Here is a 15,531-nt window from a genome sequence, read left to right as displayed (position 1 = left end):
CAGCCGGTTTACTGCTTCCAAAAGCAACCTTATTATTACCCTGCGCTCCTTCTTACTTCCCGCCCATCTTTTACCAGTAAAAAATGCCCCCCACGCCCCAGCCGCCCGCCCCATCACCTGCCGATAACACTGCGCCGCCGCTCTTTGCCACTTGGCGAGGCTGGTACGCGCTAGTACTCGGTGCACTGGTAGCGGAGCTAATTGGGTTCACTATCTTAACCCGTTGGTTCGCGTGAGTACACTGGACTGGCTGGTACTCGGTGGTACGCTGCTTTTTATTGTGGGCTATGGCACCTGGCGCACCCGCAAGGCCGGGCGCACGCTTGATGGCTATTTGCTGGGCGGCAGACAAGCCAACTGGTGGGGAATCGGACTAAGCATTATCGCTACGCAAGCCAGCGCCATCACCTTTCTGAGTACGCCGGGCCAGGCCTACGACGACGGGATGCGGTTTATCCAGTTCTACTTTGGTTTGCCGGTAGCCATGATTCTCATTGCGGCGGTGGCCGTACCCATCTATCACCGGCTCCAAGTTTTTACCGCCTACGAGTACCTCGAAACTCGCTTCGACCGGCGTACTCGGACGCTGGCAGCGGGCTTGTTTCTAGTGCAGCGCGGACTTAGTAATGGCTTGTCGCTGTACGCACCAGCCTTGGTGCTATCGGCTATTTTGGGCTGGAATATCAACCTCACCGTCTGGCTTATTGGTGGCCTGATGATCAGCTATACCGTAGCGGGCGGTACGCGCGCGGTGGCCGTGACCCAACAAGGGCAGGTAGCAGTAATCTTTACCGGCATGGTGGTAGCGGGATATTTACTTGTGCATTATTTGCCCCCCAGTGTAGGGTTTAGCGAAGCCATGCAGGTGGCAGGTCATCAAGGCAAGCTCAACCTCGTCGATTTCACCTTCAACCCCTCGGACCGCTACAATTTCTGGACGGGCATGACTGGGGGGCTTTTTCTGGCTCTGTCCTACTTTGGTACTGACCAAAGCCAGGTGCAGCGCTACCTAGCGGGCCGCAGCATCACGGAAAGTCGTCTAGGCTTGCTGATGAACGGCTTGGTGAAGGTGCCCATGCAGTTTGGGATCCTGCTTATCGGGGTGCTACTGTTCGTGTTTTATCAATTCAATCAGCCTCCGCTTACCTTCAACCGGCCTGTGCGCGAGCAAGTAGCTAGCCAGCCCGAATTTGCCCCCCAGCTTCAAAATCTGGAGCAGCGCTACGCTACTTTATTCCGTGGGCAGCGCGCGGCCAATGAGCAACTGGTAGCCGCTTTGGGCCAAGATGATCCGGCCCAATTAGCTGCTGCGCAAGCTCGCTTGCAATCCAATCAATTGGCAATCCGTGAGCTACGCACCGAAGCCAATACCTTTTTCAAGCAAGCAGCGCCCTTGGCCGAAGCCAAAGACACGGACTATGTGTTCCTGACTTTTGTGCTTCAATATATGCCACAGGGTTTGGTAGGGTTGCTGATTGCCGTGGTACTAAGCGCTGCCATGGCCAGCGCCGCCGCCGGCCTCAATGCGCTTGCCTCCACTACCGTCATCGACTTGTACAAACCTGCCCGCCCACACTCCGATGAGCATCACTATGTAAGCGTTTCGCGCTGGGCTACTATCACTTGGGGCGTGCTGGGCATTGGCTTCGCTCTGTTTGCGGCTCGCCTCGAGAATCTGATTCAGGCCGTGAATATCCTGGGCTCACTGTTCTACGGTACCATTCTCGGGATTTTTGTGGTGGCGTTTTTTATGAAGCGCATTGCCAGCAAAGCCGTGTTTTGGGCGGCTGTGGTTACGCAGGGAATTATATTCCTACTCTTTTTTACCACCGATATTGCTTATCTGTGGTACAATATCATCGGGTGCGCCTTGGTAATGATGCTGGCCACTGGCTGGGAGGTACTCACACCGCAACCTCAGTTGGCTTCAAGCACTAAGTCTTAAGAGAAAAGCTTAACGCTACTCATTCTGCCTCGTCTCAGAAACTGATACCGCTTTCAAAATACTTTCGTAACAAAAAAAGCCCCCCAGCACTGTGCTGGGGGGCTTTTTTTGTTACGAAATCTAAGATTAGACGGATTACTTGGTAGCGCCGCCTTTTTTAGCGCTAGCAATCAGCTCGTCGTTCATCTTTACATAGTCGTCGTTCTTGGCTTCAGTAGCCAATTTCTTCGACTGCTCAGCGGCGGCGGTGGCACCTTTGTAATCCTTCATTTTCATGCGGATTTTGGCTTCTGTGTGCATGTTCCAAAACTTAGGATCCTTCTCGTTGGCTTTCTGCATCCAAGCCAGGGCCTGCTTCATGTCCTTGTCGTTGTCGAGGTAGTACACGGCAGCGGCGGCGTAATCAGCGGGGGTAGCAGTAGCGGCCCCTTTGATTACTTTCTCATTGATCTGAGCCATCACCTTCGGGTCAACCTCCGTGGTAATGCGAAATTTGGCGCCGATGTTTTCCCACTGCATGTCTACGTTGGCGGTAGCAGGCGTCAGGTCGCTGAAGTTGATGGTGAAAGTTTCCACCTTGTTGGCCAAGTTGTAGGTTTTGGCCGAGATGGTAGCCACGTTGTCCTCATCCTTGAAGGCATCCACGTTGGCGCCCTGCTTGGTGTTCTTGCTCAACACTACTGACCAGGTGTCCTTGTTAGGAATGGTGTACAAGCCATATTCGCCGGCTGGCACCTTCTTGCCTTCCAAGATTACTTCATCCGAAAAGCTGATTTTGGTAGTGGCGTTAGCGCCCGTGCGCCAGCGCTTACCCATTGGAATGAGGTTGCCGGCCACCGTACGGCCTTTAGCGCTGGGGCGCGAATAGGTGATGGTAATGTCCGTCAGGCCCACACGCTGGGTAACGGTGCTAAGCGGGCTGGGCTGGGGGGTGCTTATCTGGGCTTCGGCGCGGCCAGCGAGCAACAGAGCACTCAGGGCGAAAGCAGTGCTGGTAGTCTTGAAAAAATTGGTCATTTGGGGGATTTGATGGGTGTTTGAATGCCGTAAAAGTAGGCAAAACCGTCCAACGTCGCGAACAGGAAAAAGTATGTACTTAAGGATTATAAAAAAGGCGGTCATGCTGAGCATTAGCAAAGCATGACCGCCTTTCGTGAATTTTAATCAATTTACGACAACTCGAACTGCAGCTTCAAGAGATTCGCGTACAGCCCATTCTCACTGCTCGATAGCTCCTCGTGCGTGCCTTGCTCCACGATGCGGCCGCCGTCGATGACCAGGATCTTGTCCACTTTGCGGATGGTGCTGAGGCGGTGAGCAATGATAATACTGGTGCGGTTTTTCATCAGCTCATCCATAGCATCCTGTACTAGTTTCTCCGATTCGGAGTCGAGGGAGGAGGTGGCTTCGTCGAGGATGAGGATGGCGGGGTTTTTCAGGATAGCACGGGCAATAGCTACGCGCTGGCGCTGTCCGCCCGAGAGCTTGATGCCCCGCTCGCCCACCACCGTATCCAAGCCTTCGGGGAAGGAGGAGATAAACTGCCAAGCATTGGCCTTGCGAGCCGCCGCCGTGATTTCAGCGTCGGTGGCGTCGGTTTTGCCGTAGGCGATATTCTCGCGGATGGACCCTCCGAAAAGCAAGGTTTCCTGGGGCACAATACCGATGTGGCGGCGCAATTCTGTGAGGTCGAACTGGCGCACATCGCGGCCATCGATCAGGATTTTGCCCGCGCTCAGCTCATAGAATTGCATAAGCAGCTGCACGATGGTGCTCTTGCCGGCTCCGCTAGGTCCTACCAAGGCAATCTTCTCGCCGGCCTGAATATCAAAGCTGATGTCTTTAAGCACTGGCAAGTCAGGACGTGTTGGATAGCTAAAGGCCACGTTCTGATAATCAATGTCGCCGCGCACTTCGAGCGGAGCCGTGCCGGCCATACGGGGGCGGTGGGTAGGCTCGGAAGGCTCGTCGATAATCTCTAGAATGCGCTCAGAGGCACCTAGCGTGCTTTGAACTTTGCCATAAAGCTCACCCAAGCCACCGACCGAAGCGCCGATGAAAATGGTGTAGAGAGCAAATGAGGTCAGGTCACCAATGGTCATTTGGCCCGCCGCCACCAAGGAAGCGGCCCGCCACAGCACCAGAATAATGCCTCCAAACAAGCCGATAATCACGAACGACACGAAGCCGCCGCGGTAGCGGTTGCTGCGCAGCGCGGCTTTAACCGTATTCGTGAGCGAGCCAGTGTAACGCTTGGTTTCAAACTGCTCATTGGTAAACGCTTTTACGGTGTTGATTCCCTGAAGCGTTTCCTCTACAATGACGTTGGTTTTGGCCAGCTCATCCTGCGTGGCCTTAGCTAAAACCCTGATTTTGCGCCCAAAGAACATGGCCACCAATACGATGGGCGGAAACGTAGCCAGCATAAACAGCGACAATTTCACCGACACCATCATAATAAACACCGTACCCACAACCAAGGTCGTGACCTGGCGGAACAACTCGGCTAGTGTAAGCGAAAAGGTGTCCTGAATTTGGCCGACGTCGGAGGTAATGCGCGAGGTGATGGCGCCTACGCGGTTCTTCTCGAAGTAGGGGATCGGAAGGGTTACGAACTTCTGATAGAGCGCCTGACGGATGTCGCGCACGGTGTACTCGCTTACCTGCGTGAAAAACCAGATGCGCCCGAAGGAGAAAATCCCCTGAAACACAATGATGACAAACAGGCCAACGGCGATGTAATCGATGGTAAGGGCGCTGCCGTTGGGCAGTACAAACGGTCGGCCATTAGCGGCGTCCGTCAGCTTGCCAATCACCCACGGGAAAGCCATGACGGTGGCGCTAGAAAAAGCCAGCAGCACCATGCCAATGATAAACTTGGTTCTATAGGGCAGCACATAGCGGAATATCCGCAAGCCTTGCCGAAAACTCTCTTTGGTTAATTTCTTCTTGGGCACGTCCGGATCGAGGGTCGTGCCGCTGGTATTCATTCCACTTCGGGCCATTATATAGTAGAAGTGAGAAGTGACAAGTGAGAGGTAAGACTTTGTACCATAGCTATGTATTGGAGCAAAGTCTCACTTCTCACTTGTCACTTCTCATGTCTTATTTATCTTATTCAAACTTCATTTTGCCCTTCGGCTTTTCCACTTCGATAATGGATGAGTTGCCAAACGGCACCGGCAAGCGCACCTGCACAGCTACAGGCTGACCTTTGCGGGTGGCAGGCTTCCAGGCCGGCATCTGCCCCAGCACGCGCAGCGCCTCGGCGTCGCATTCGGGAGAAAGGCTGGTAGTCACCGTTGGGTTGCTCACGCGGCCATCCGTTTCCACCGTGAAGCTGGTGACAACGTTGCCCGTAATAGCCTTGTCGCGCGCGGCGACCGGATATTTTACTTGTTGCTGAAAAAAAACGTTGAGCGCCTGGGCTCCGCCCGGAAACTGCGGGGGCACATCGGGTCGGTTGGCAGCAGGCTTAGCCTGGGCTTGCATCTGGCCAGCCTTCAGCTCAGTGGGGGGCTTTTTGGCGGGCTGTTGGGCCCAACTCACCAACGGCAACCCCACAAGCAATAGCAGAAGGAAGAGGTTTTTCACGTTTCGAAAAAAAGATAGAACCAGACCAGAGGCAAATTGCCCCCCAGCACCGTTTCGCAAAGGTACGAACCAGTCAGCGGGTCATCCTTTTTTCAACAACTATTAGCGCGCAGGGTTCAACTCCGGCGCTGCTTCTACGTCTGCCGGCCGCGAAATAGCTAATAGCCCCAGGAAAGTGAGTAACCCGTTGAGCAGCAAGATCTCAAAGCCGAACTTATAGCCTCCTAGCCATGCCTCCGAGTTGGCGTTGATGAGCAGGGTAAGCAGGGGCGCCGCGATGCACACGGGCAGCACCAACGGCTCGCGCAGCATACGGCTGGTCATTATGCCAAACGAGAACAAGCCCAGCAGCGGTCCATAGGTATAGCCGGCCATCTTAAATACGGCCGTAATGAGGCTCTGATCATTAACGGCCCTGAAAATCAGAATGATGACAATGAGCACTACCGAAAAACCTAGGTGCGTAAGCTGGCGCAATTGCGTTTGCTTCTTCTCGGAGTACTGGCGAATAGAAAGGAAATCGACGCAAAACGACGTGGTTAGGGCCGTGAGGGCGGAGTCGGCGGAGGCGTAGGTAACGGCCACGATGCCCAGAATGAAGATGATGCCCGCAAACAAAGTGAAATGCTCGGTGGCCAGCAGCGGAAATACGTCGTCGCCGATGATCTTGCCCGCGGCGTTGGTGGGCAATTGAATGCCTTTGAGAGCCGCGAATTTATACAGCAGCACGCCCAGCGTCAGGAACAGGATATTAACGAATACGAGCACGATGGTAAACCAAAACATATTTTTCTGGGCGTCGCCGAGGCTGCGGCAGCTCAGGTTTTTCTGCATCAAGTCCTGGTCAAGGCCTGTCATGACGATGGTAATGAAGGCACCCGAGGCGAACTGCTTCCAGAAGAACTTATCGTCTTTGAGGTCAGAGAAATAGATCTGCGACATGTCGCTGCTTTTCACTGTGCGCACCAGCTCGGCAAATCCCAAATTCAGCTCTGAAGACACCAAGTAGATGCTTACGCCCACGCAGGTAAGCATGGCCAGCGTCTGGAAAGTGTCGGTCCAGAGAATGGTTTTGAGGCCGCCGCGAAACGTGTAGAGGTAAATGAGCATGATGCTCACGATAACTGTAACTACGAAAGGCACGCCCATTTCATCAAATACGGCCAACTGGAGCACGCCCGCCACCAGGTACAGCCTTAAAGCTGAACCGGCCGCGCGCGAAATCAAGAAAAAAAGCGCCCCGGTTTTGTAGCTCCAAAACCCAAAGCGCTGCTCCAAATACCCATAGATCGACATCAGCCGCAGGCGGTAATACAAGGGCATGAGTACCAAGCCAATTACCAGATAGCCAACCAAATAGCCCATTACTACGGCCATATAGCTCCAACTCTGCGACTGCACCATGCCCGGGACCGAGATGAACGTGACTCCCGAAAGCGAAGTCCCGATCATAGCGAAGGCTACCATGTACCAGGGAGCATTTCGGTTGGCCACAAAGAAGCTTTCGCTGGTGGCTTTGCGCGAGGTGAGCAGCGCAATAACGATGAGGATAACAAAGTAGCCCGCAATCAGGCTCAGAATAAGGGTGGGCGACATTCGGAAGTGCTGAGATTGAACGGAGGAGGCTAGGTAGACAAACAACGCCTGCTTTCGCCGGGCGGCTAGCTCGAAATAAAGAGTAAAGCTAAGCAGCAGCGCCTTATTTACAGCAATTGATTAAGCTCGGTAGTCTAGACTGCTCGTTATTCCCAATCCTGCCAGCGCATGATTTCGCCCACGGCAGGGGCGTGCAACTCACCGCGTAGCATTTGCCCATTGGCCACGTCCTGCAAGGTGCGCAGAGGCTCGGAGGCTGGCTCGTCGGAGAGGTCGAAGGTGCCGTAATGCATAGGTACCACGTGCCCGGCGCGCAGAATATTAGCGGCTTTGGCGGCTTCGTGCGGGTCCATGTGACTGAGCTGCATCATGAAGGCGGGCTTGTAGGCACCGATAGGCATTATGCAGGTATCGAGGGGGCCGAAATACTTCTCAATTTCCTCAAAATGCCCCCCAAAGCTGCTGTCGCCGCAAAAGTAGAGCAGCTTGTCGGCCACGCGCAGCATGAAGCTGCCCCAGAGTACACGGTTCATATCGGTCAGGCCGCGGCGGTGCCAGTGAGAGGCCGGCAAATAGGTGATTTCCAGCGGTGAGTTGGCCCCCAAATCATACTGCTGCCACCAGCCGGCTTCTTGCACGTGCAAGCTGGGTGCCATGCCGCGCAGCAGCTTGGTCATGTTCAGCGGAGCTAGTACCTGCATCTGGGGATTCTGTCGGGCTAGCTGCTTGATGGATGTCTCGTCGAGGTGGTCGCGGTGGCCGTGGGAGAGGAGCAGGTAGTCGATGCCCGTGATGTCCTCGGGGCGGCAGGGCAACGCATGGCGGTGGCGCAACCCAATGGAGGAAAACAAAATCGGATCGAACAGCAGCGTGACGCCGGCTACCCGCCACAGAAAAGTGGCGTGGCCTAGCCATACCAGCATGTCTTCGGTGGAAGTGAAGGCTTCGGCACAGGGAACCACTGTAGGCACCCAAGTATCAGCTTTCTTCTCGGCCTTCTGTGGATTTTCGGCTAGCTGCCAGCGGATTACGGTGCTAAATTGGGGCTCGTATAACTCTTCGCCGTTACAAAACTCATTACCAATCATCTTGTTGCCAGGATAATTGGGCCGGATAGTAGTTAGGTTTTCGTTGCGGCGGTAGGTAGTGCGGGCGGCCATGGAAGGCAAAGGTGAAGTGAGAAAAAGGCACGGTAAGGTAAACAAACAACCTCGGCGAAAAGATAAAAAGCCCCCCAGCCGAAGCTGGGGGGCTTTTTAAACTGACAATCAAATAAACAAACGTGTTGTCAGCTTAGGTAGATGGGTTGGCGGTCGACTCCGTTTCCTCCTGTACACCCAGCAAGGAACTATGATAGCGCGCTTCTTTCCAGGTGTCGCCAACTTTCTTCCAAACGATAGTACTCAGGCAGGAGAACCGCATGCGTTTACCGCCGAAGACCAGCATTTGATCGAAGTCAACCACGCTATAGCCCATTTCAGACGTTTGCACGGCTTCGTAGCGGGTTATTTCCGACCACGTTTGGGCCTGAAGCGTGGTGAGCTGCACAAAAAGGCTTTGAAACCACTGCTCCCATTCGGCGCGGTTGCGAATGACCAGCGTACCACCCTCGGCGTTGATATCGATGATACCGAAGTCATCATCGCAGAGGGCGGCTAGTCGGGCAAAGTCATGGTCACGGACGTAAGCAAACAGCTGCTGGGTTTCTACAAAGAATGGTTTGTCCTCCATAGAATAAAGAGTTGCGAGAGCCGCTTAACTATACTACGGAAGCAGCATTGGCCGGCGCCACTTTCACCACCGATTCGCTGCGGGCAATACCGTACACGACCAGGCCAAAGCCGATTTTGTTGATGGCATCGCCGATGTTATATATCAGGTCGAGGTCGGTGGGGCGCAGCAGACCGGCACCGTCGGGACCGAGCCAGCCGCCAGGCATAGCCATATAGCCAATGGGGTAAATGGCCCAGCCTACTAGAATAAACCACGCCAGCGCGCGCACGCCCTTTTGCACCGCTATTGAGTCAGATTTGGCAGCCAACTGTGCCACCTCACCTATCCAAGCCGAGTACAGAATATAGATGTAGCCCAGCGTAGAAAGCGAGCCCCACAGCACGGAGTGTCCCATAGTACCATCGGTAAAGGCTTCACCAATGTAACCAAACACGAGCATGACAAGCGCCGCAATAATCAACTTCCAAAGCAAGGCCACCTTGGCGCCCGCCGCTCGCACTAGCAAGTAAAACTCAACCACCATCAACGGCACCGTCAGGGTCCAGTCGATGTAGCGTAGGGCAATCGGCGTCGTTCTGGACATTACATAATAGTCACGCATGTAGTAGTAGTGCACAGCTGCAATACCGGTAATCATGCCCGAAATCAGCAGTGAGGTTTTCCACTTGTCAGCAACCGTGCTCCGCTCAAACAAAAAGAACACGGAGGCGGCAGCCATAGCCATATACCCTACAAAGAAGGTAAAAGCTACCGGGTCATCTACTGGCACTGTCAGGACATCTAGTAGGATGGTTTTCATGGAAAAAATGGTTGAGGTTAAACTGTGGAGTATAGACAGTACATAATATAAATATGTTTAAGATTTAAGGCTGAAAAGTTCAACATAAACATAAATAGTTTTGCCCCTATGGTACAGCTCCGCCAGTACCAAGATTTGGTTGATAAAAAATTAACATTGAGAGCTTTAGACTCGCCCTTTCAACTCTCGTTGGCCCTGCCTTGGTGGCTAGATATATAACTATTGGCAACACATCCCGCAGGAATAATAACACCTGACTTTACTTCAGAAAACAGAAGCGTTAAAGCCAAAAAAGCCCTCCAACTTCGGTTGGGGGGCTTTCTAAAAGTGGTTTCTGTTAAACGTCTACCAGCCGTAGGGCGAGCCTGGACCCATGCCCATGCCATAGCCCGGAGCAGCGCCCGTAGAGTAGCGTATGCCGCCGGAGACGGAGAAGTTTTCGGTGATGTGGTAGTCCACACGCGCATTCACGCCCGAGCCCATATTGCCACCACTAAAGCCCCGGATACCGGGTGCGGGGGGCAAATTTGAGAAGTCGCGCCAGGCCGTGCCCGTCAGGGATACACGAGGGCTCAACATATACTCGGCGCCAACCTGTACCAGATAATTATTCGTAGCCATTGGCGCGCTCATGATAGGGCCGCCGTCAGTAATAGCAGCGGAGGAGTAATACACACCCGGTAATGAGCGGATATACGTCAGGCCCGTGAACAGCCGCAGGCGGTTGGTCGCCTGGTAGCTCATCGTTGGGCTGAGGTAAGTAGCCGAGCCAAAACGGCCGGCGAACATAGCCCCAGCATTCAGATTATACGACACCCGCGACCGAAGCAAGCTGGGCACCGCTGGGCTAGTCTCAGCGTCGGTGGGCGTTTGGGCCACAGCGCTGCCCGTTAGAAAAAGGCCAGCTGCGACGAGTAAAGCGGATATTTTGGAAAACATAGGCAGATAGCAAAAACCGGAAAGCAACATCAAGATACGAAGTCAACACTTAGCAGACTACATCCAAGCTGAATAGGTTGCGCCTTCCAGTTAGAAAAAGGCCCTGTCGGCTGATTTGGTTCAAGCGTGAACGGCCGGTTGCAAATCAGCGCCACGCCATGCCTGCCAGGCTACCGCACCCAAGCACACCGCAAACCAAGCCCACGGCAACCGCAGATCCAGCACCGACAGCCCGCCGAAAACCAACGTAGTAGCAAAACTGGCCAGCCCCTGCAAAGCCTGATTTAACCCAAATATTTCGCCCCGGTTGGTTTCCGTCGTGCGCTGAGCCAGCAAGCCTTCTAGCAGCCCTTGAATCAAGGATAAAGTGAGGCAGTCGAAGGTAACAAGCACGTAAAGACTCACCCGCGACGAGCCAATAAGTCCGTAGCCCGCCAGTACCGGCACGCCTAAGGCCGCCAGCCAAAAAATAGCCCGCTGCTGATTAATGCGGTCGGCAAAGAAGGTGTAGAAAACATAGTTGAGGCCGATGCTTAGCGCCCCAAAAAACATGAAGAAGTAGGATATAGCCCGCGCATCCATTTGCTGCTCCCCCATGCTCACAAACGGCACAAAGTAGAAATAATAGCCTGTGCTGAGCGTAAGCGCCACTTGCATGAGCACGATGCGGCGCAGCCCGCGCGCCGGTGTATCTTGAGCGCGCAGTCGGGCCCACAGAGTCAGTGGATTCAGGCTGCGACTAAGCTCGGTCCGAAGCTCAGCTCCGCGTACGCCCGAGCGCTGCAAGTGCGTTTCGGGCAGGGAGAAGCTGAGCAGTACGTTCACAGCGGCTAGACTTACGGCCAGCGCAGCCACATAGGTGGCTTGATTAGCAGGAGCTACAGCAAGGGTAGTCAGAAGCAGACCAGCGGCCATAGGTCCCAGCACAAACCCTAAGGAGATGATGGCGCCCTCTATGCCAAGGTTTTTGAATAGATCATCCTTGCCCGAAATGTCCGTAATGGCTGAGCGGATAGTGGCGTACATGCCATTGGTAAGCCCGTCGCTTCCTCGATTAACGAAGTACAGGCCTGTGCGAACCGGCAGCAGCAAGGCATTAGCCAACAAGGTACCGATAGCTGAAAAAATCAGGATAGGCCGCCGCCCGTAGCCATCGGAAAGGCGGCCCAGCATCGGCGCCGAAAACAGCTGAATACCTAAAAATAGCCCCGTGCCTACCGACAGCCATAGTTGTGGCTCCGGCAGCCCCCGCACGTACTCTGGCATAATGGGCCCAATAGCTGAGCCCACGATGACATCGAGCAGAATAACGGCGTAAATGAGCGCGAGGCGAGGGTTTTTAAGCAAAACAGAACGTTAGTTTACTTCGCCTTGCTACCCAGCCACGCCGCCCGGAACGCCAACTGCTCGGGCGTAGCGGTAGGTGCAAGCGCCACTTCCAATTGAGAGTCTTCGGCCAGCGTCACCTGCACGGTGCGGACGCCGGCCCGGCCGCGCACTTCCACGGGCACCACATCGCCGGGCTTGTGCTTGCTGAGCAGCTTGCCAAACTCTTTCTGATTCTTGAACGGTTTGCCGTCCAGTTTGAGCAGTACATCTTCCCGGTCGATGCCGGCCAGGTAGAGTGGGCTGCCAGCCAAGGTGCTGCCGTTGACAGTGGCGCCTTGGGGGGCAAAAGTTAGGTCTAGAGGCCCCAGACTGGGCTGGCCAGGGCGAGCACGACGCACCAGCAAGCCAGCGGGCGCCAGCAACTCCTCATATTTTGGCAGTTGATGGCCGGTGATGTGGGTACGGAAAAATTGGCCGGCAAAAGCCGTGTCGCGGGCTACCTCGCCTAGTATGCGCTGCAAATCGGGGAGGGTGTACGACCGTTGGGGGGCAAAATTCTGCTGCGCCTGTCCATGCTGCTGCCATACGGCCCGCATATAGGCGTCGAGGTCAGTTTTATGATTCTGCCGCAGCAACAGGTCCAGCGCTAGGGCATTAGCACCCCCGATAGTGTAGTAGGAGAGGTACGTATTCACGCGGTTGTTAGGGTCAATAGATACCGCCGCATCGACAAAAGGCGCCTGCTGACTCATCTGCACCGGCGAGTACAACCGGGCGCCGGGCGCATTCAGCATGTTATTCACTACGGTGGTCAGCTCCTGCATGTATTGCTCATCGGAAAGAATGCCCGCCCGCCGTAGCAGCAAGTCGCCGTAATACAGGGTGAAGCCTTCGGCAAACCACAAGGCCTCGCTCTGATTGGCGCGGTCAAAGTCGAACGGCTCTAAAGACTTGGGCCGGATGCGCTCTACGTTCCAGGCGTGAAAGAATTCGTGCGACACGGTGCCCAGGTTGTCAATGGCGCCTTGGCCGCGCAAGGGGCGGGAGCTGGTAAGCGAGGTGGAGTTGCGGTGCTCCATACCGTCGCCGCTGGTTTGGGGTAAGTAGCTGGCTATGAATGTGTAGCGTCCAAAATCGAAGTTGGGCAACTCGCCAAATACGCCGCAGGCTTCACGCACAATCTTCTTGGTGTTGTCGGCGTAGGCGTCTAGCTCAGCTGTTGTGCCTTCGTGCAATACGGCTAGCTCAATGGTTTTACCTTGCTCTTGCCAAGTACGCACTTGCTGAGCACCCAAGGAAGTAGGCGAATCCATGAGGTACTGTAGGTGGGGGGCAAAATAGGTGTTAGTGGCTGTTTCGGGCCGCAGTTGGGTAGCCACCTGCCACCCGGCGGGCAGCTCGAAGCGAACCTGCGCAGGCCGTTCCTCTAAGCCCCGAGCGTAAGCCAAAGTGGCCGGAATATTCAAGTGTGCATGGCGTTCGTCGATGCCGGCGTACGTGCCGTCGGTGCGGTCACCAAAAAGAGTATAGCTAAAGCGCACCGTGCCGTCGTGGCCAGCCACGTCCCAGCCCGACGCATCGGGGCGACTGATTGCCAATGCTTTGCCTTTTGAATCAGTCGCTTGTACGGCATACACATTCTTGGCGAACTCATGCAGCGCGTAGCGACCCGGCGAGCTGCGGGCCATGCGTACCTGCAAAGGCCCCGGCTTCAAATCCGAGAAAACCACCGTAATCTGGGCCTCGTGGTGTACGGCGTTGGGAAAAGCTAAGCTGTATTGCACAGGCTTTTGAGCCAGAGCCGTACCCGATATTAAACAAGCGAAAAGAAAAGGGACAACTGCTTTTTGCATACAACTAGGCGGAAGAGAAGAGAGGTTGGAGAGGTAAAAATGGGTGATTTTTTCAGAGCCCAAACGAAATGTTTTAAGCAACCTCCTAAGACGTGGGCACCTCCTCATCGCGCGTAAACAATGCCGCTTCCACCATGCCGCCAAAAAAGGGCATCTGCCATTGTCTGCTAAGCCCAAGCCGGATTAGCTCAGTTGGCCAAGGCGGCAATTGCCGGGCTTCGATGTTGACTGTAAGCCGAAAAAAACGATACATCAGGGCCAGTAGTAAGCATTGCCACCAAGTGCGTGGGGGGCAAAAATCGGCCACTAGCCACCGCGCCTCTGGCTTGCTAACCGCTTGGAGTCGTTGCAGCAGATTTCGCAGCTCCGGTACCGGAAATAAGTCGAGCAGAAAAAAGGTAACCAGCGCGTCGAATTGGGGGCTGGGGGGCAAATCTGCTTCCGTGCCCAGCCTGAACTCTACTTGCGCAACGCACGCAGGCGCCAGTCGCTGTAGTCGCTCCTGCGACTTACGCAGCATCACGGCCGAAGCCTCCAGATACAAAATACGCGCTGCGGGCCGCTGGTGGAGCACTTCGCTCAGTACCCAACCCGTGCCCCCACCTACGATAAGCACGTGCGGCGCGTCGGGGGGCAAATGGGCCAATGCCGCTTGCTGCGCTCGCTGCAGAGCCGAGCCAAACACCAGCCGGGCCAGCGGATCGTAGAAAGCCGCTACAAAATCGAAGGAAGGCAAAGGCGTTGTATGAGTTGGGTAGAAGTAAAGTAAACTCGACTTAGGGGGCAAAACTACCTCGCCGCGAACCAGCCACCAGCGCCGGCAATAGGCTGCACGGTAATATCGCGTATAAGCGCTACCTACGTACTAGCTTGTCCTGCGTAAGCTACACCAAGCAAGAATTCTCAAACCCATGACCAATGCGTTGCGCCGCTTGTTAGCGGGCCTCCTCTTATTTCTGACCGAATTTGCCATTACCCTGACTTTGGGCGTGGTGGGAGTTGTATTATTTCTGGCTCTGAGTCGGGAAGTGTTTGATCAAGATGCAGCTCAATTTGATGCGCAGGCCTTCCGGTCGGTGCGTCAGCTGCTAGGGCCAGAGCGGCAGAACTGGATAGAGGCAATTACCTTTCTGGCTTCCCGCAATTTCATTACGGTCCTCGGTCTGGCGCTCATTGGTTGGTTTATGTTCAGGCGTCGTCATCGCTGGTATTCCCTGCTGATTCCGGTGGTGGCTCTGGGCAGCATCTCACTCAATCTGGTGCTGAAGAATTTTTATAACCGACCCCGGCCCTTGCTGCCGTTGGTATCGGCCTCAGGCCTGAGCTTTCCTAGCGGCCACGCCATGATTAGCGCCTCCTTTTATGGCCTGCTAATATACCTGGTATACACGCACGTGCAGCGCCTGGCCTGGCGTTGGCTCCTGATTGGGTTTCTTGTTTGTCTGATTCTACTCATTGGCCTCACCCGGATCTATTTGCGAGTGCACTACGCTACCGATGTGCTGGCTGGCTTCACAGCTGGTATTGTATGGCTGCTCATTGCTATTCCGTTGCTGCGCCGTCTCGAAACCCTTATAAAAAAACGCTTTCAGCGCAGCCTGCAAACACTTGAAGAACAGCCTGCAAGCTAACATGACTATCAGCTGAGGATAAATTTTTGCGAAAAGAATTGTCGAAAAACCTTGGCTCCTTCTATCTTTGCAGCATCAAAAGCCACCTCTAGCGAGAAAAAATGGCTTTTG

Annotated in this window: 14 protein-coding genes; 3 read left to right on the top strand and 11 right to left on the bottom strand. The window is 54.7% G+C overall.

Features of this window, described 5'->3' with window-relative positions; genetic code table 11:
• Positions 1-83: 83 nt before the first annotated feature.
• Both ACW9KT_RS13750 and ACW9KT_RS13745 read left to right on the top strand, forming a co-directional pair.
• On the top strand, positions 84-236 hold the full coding sequence (locus tag ACW9KT_RS13750) for a hypothetical protein (RefSeq protein ID WP_457081323.1): 153 nt from the start codon (positions 84-86) through the stop codon (positions 234-236).
• Positions 233-1,945, top strand: coding sequence for a sodium:solute symporter (locus ACW9KT_RS13745; RefSeq protein WP_457081321.1), 1,713 nt, complete (start codon positions 233-235; stop codon positions 1,943-1,945). Before ACW9KT_RS13750 ends, ACW9KT_RS13745 begins: the two co-directional genes overlap by 4 nt.
• A gap of 135 nt (positions 1,946-2,080) precedes the next feature.
• Here the strand turns inward: ACW9KT_RS13745 and ACW9KT_RS13740 are convergent, their stop codons facing one another.
• From ACW9KT_RS13740 to ACW9KT_RS13690, 11 genes are all read right to left on the bottom strand, one after another.
• Positions 2,081-2,962 (bottom strand): DUF2911 domain-containing protein, encoded by an 882-nt coding sequence (locus ACW9KT_RS13740; RefSeq protein WP_457081319.1) that lies wholly within the window; start codon positions 2,960-2,962, stop codon positions 2,081-2,083.
• 152 nt (positions 2,963-3,114) lie between these two features.
• The gene (locus ACW9KT_RS13735; protein ID WP_457081317.1) at positions 3,115-4,950 is read right to left on the bottom strand and encodes an ABC transporter ATP-binding protein; all 1,836 of its coding nucleotides are present in this window, start codon (positions 4,948-4,950) and stop codon (positions 3,115-3,117) included.
• 109 nt (positions 4,951-5,059) lie between these two features.
• Positions 5,060-5,539 (bottom strand): energy transducer TonB, encoded by a 480-nt coding sequence (locus ACW9KT_RS13730; protein WP_457081315.1) that lies wholly within the window; start codon positions 5,537-5,539, stop codon positions 5,060-5,062.
• Between the two features lie 102 nt (positions 5,540-5,641).
• Positions 5,642-7,135, bottom strand: a complete 1,494-nt coding sequence (locus ACW9KT_RS13725) for a sodium:solute symporter (RefSeq protein WP_457081313.1) — start codon at positions 7,133-7,135, stop codon at positions 5,642-5,644.
• A gap of 146 nt (positions 7,136-7,281) precedes the next feature.
• Entirely contained in the window at positions 7,282-8,295 is a 1,014-nt protein-coding gene (locus ACW9KT_RS13720) for an MBL fold metallo-hydrolase (protein ID WP_457081311.1), read from the bottom strand.
• Positions 8,296-8,428: 133 nt separating this feature from the next.
• Complete coding sequence (locus ACW9KT_RS13715; protein WP_457081309.1) at positions 8,429-8,866, bottom strand: nuclear transport factor 2 family protein; 438 nt, start codon at positions 8,864-8,866, stop codon at positions 8,429-8,431.
• Positions 8,867-8,894: 28 nt separating this feature from the next.
• Positions 8,895-9,668, bottom strand: a complete 774-nt coding sequence (locus ACW9KT_RS13710; protein ID WP_457081307.1) for a bacteriorhodopsin-like — start codon at positions 9,666-9,668, stop codon at positions 8,895-8,897.
• Between the two features lie 345 nt (positions 9,669-10,013).
• Positions 10,014-10,607 carry a hypothetical protein gene (locus tag ACW9KT_RS13705; RefSeq protein ID WP_457081306.1) on the bottom strand — a complete coding sequence of 198 codons (594 nt, stop codon included), beginning with the start codon at positions 10,605-10,607 and terminating at the stop codon, positions 10,014-10,016.
• 120 nt (positions 10,608-10,727) lie between these two features.
• Positions 10,728-11,954, bottom strand: a complete 1,227-nt coding sequence (locus ACW9KT_RS13700; RefSeq protein ID WP_457081304.1) for an MFS transporter — start codon at positions 11,952-11,954, stop codon at positions 10,728-10,730.
• Between the two features lie 14 nt (positions 11,955-11,968).
• Entirely contained in the window at positions 11,969-13,720 is a 1,752-nt protein-coding gene (locus ACW9KT_RS13695) for a M61 family metallopeptidase (RefSeq protein WP_457081302.1), read from the bottom strand.
• Between the two features lie 154 nt (positions 13,721-13,874).
• Positions 13,875-14,525: a class I SAM-dependent methyltransferase gene (locus ACW9KT_RS13690; RefSeq protein WP_457081300.1), complete on the bottom strand. Its 651-nt coding sequence runs from the start codon at positions 14,523-14,525 to the stop codon at positions 13,875-13,877.
• Between the two features lie 175 nt (positions 14,526-14,700).
• On the opposite strand from ACW9KT_RS13690, the gene ACW9KT_RS13685 reads away from it, so the two are divergent.
• Positions 14,701-15,420 carry a phosphatase PAP2 family protein gene (locus tag ACW9KT_RS13685; protein WP_457081298.1) on the top strand — a complete coding sequence of 240 codons (720 nt, stop codon included), beginning with the start codon at positions 14,701-14,703 and terminating at the stop codon, positions 15,418-15,420.
• Positions 15,421-15,531 lie beyond the last annotated feature (111 nt).

This window comes from Hymenobacter sp. HD11105 (assembly GCF_054051685.1).
Note: the sequence above shows the minus strand (reverse complement) of the source record. Positions and strands in the feature narration are given on the sequence as shown.